The 843-nt window shown below is 60.5% G+C and carries 1 pseudogene; it reads right to left on the bottom strand.

The annotated features are described in order from the left end of the window. Nucleotides 1-16: 16 nt before the first annotated feature. Nucleotides 17-776: pseudogene (locus MBENS4_RS25170) on the bottom strand (IS5 family transposase). Nucleotides 777-843: the final 67 nt, after the last annotated feature.

Here is an 843-nt window from a genome sequence, read left to right as displayed (position 1 = left end):
CTAGCGCGTAGACTCATTACGCCGCGCACCAGAGGCGTACGCAGACGAGCTTGATGGCGGCGAGGTAGTTTTCGGGGCACTTGTCGTATCGCGTCGCGATGCCCCGGAATTGCTTGATCTGGTTGAAGAAGCGTTCGACCAGATTGCGCTGCTTGTAGAGCCACGGCGAGAAGCCGAAACGCTTTTTGCGGTTGGAGCGGTTAGGAATGTTGGCCCAGATGTCCCGAGCCGCAGCCGCTTCGCGTATGACCTTGCTGTCATAGCCCTTGTCACCCAGGAGAGTGGCGCCTGCAGGAATGACTTCGATCAGGGCCTCGGCCTCGCAGGCATCGTGAACCTGCCCGCCGGTCAGTCGCAATCCGATAGGACGTCCGCGAGCATCGACAAGAGCGTGGAGTTTGCTGGTAAGACCGCCCCGGGAACGTCCCATGCCACGATCGCAGGATCCCCCCTTTTACCCGTCGCACCATGCTGGTGGACGCGAACACAGGTGGAATCGATCATGACCAGATCGCCATCGTAATCGGCCGAGACGGCTGCCAGCAGCCGATCCCAGACGCCGGCTTTGCGCCAGCGCACGAACCGATTGTAACACGTGGTCGACGGTCCATAGCGTTCGGGCACTTCGGCCCAGGTGGCCCCAGAGCGGAAACGCCACATGATCCCGTTGAGGACCCGGCGATCGTCTACTCGCGCCACCCGCGCGGCTTGTTGGGGAGCAAAGGCTCGATGATTGCCCACTCCCGATCCGTTAGTTCGTAACGCCGCCGTGCCATCTCACCCTCCGATATGCAGGGCTCTGAATCAGGATAGCCGTCAAACTTCAAGCGATTTTATGAGTTT

It is taken from the genome of Novosphingobium sp. MBES04, assembly GCF_000813185.1.
Taxonomy (GTDB): Bacteria; Pseudomonadota; Alphaproteobacteria; order Sphingomonadales; family Sphingomonadaceae; genus Novosphingobium; species Novosphingobium decolorationis.
This window is presented reverse-complemented; position numbering and strand designations above follow the sequence as displayed.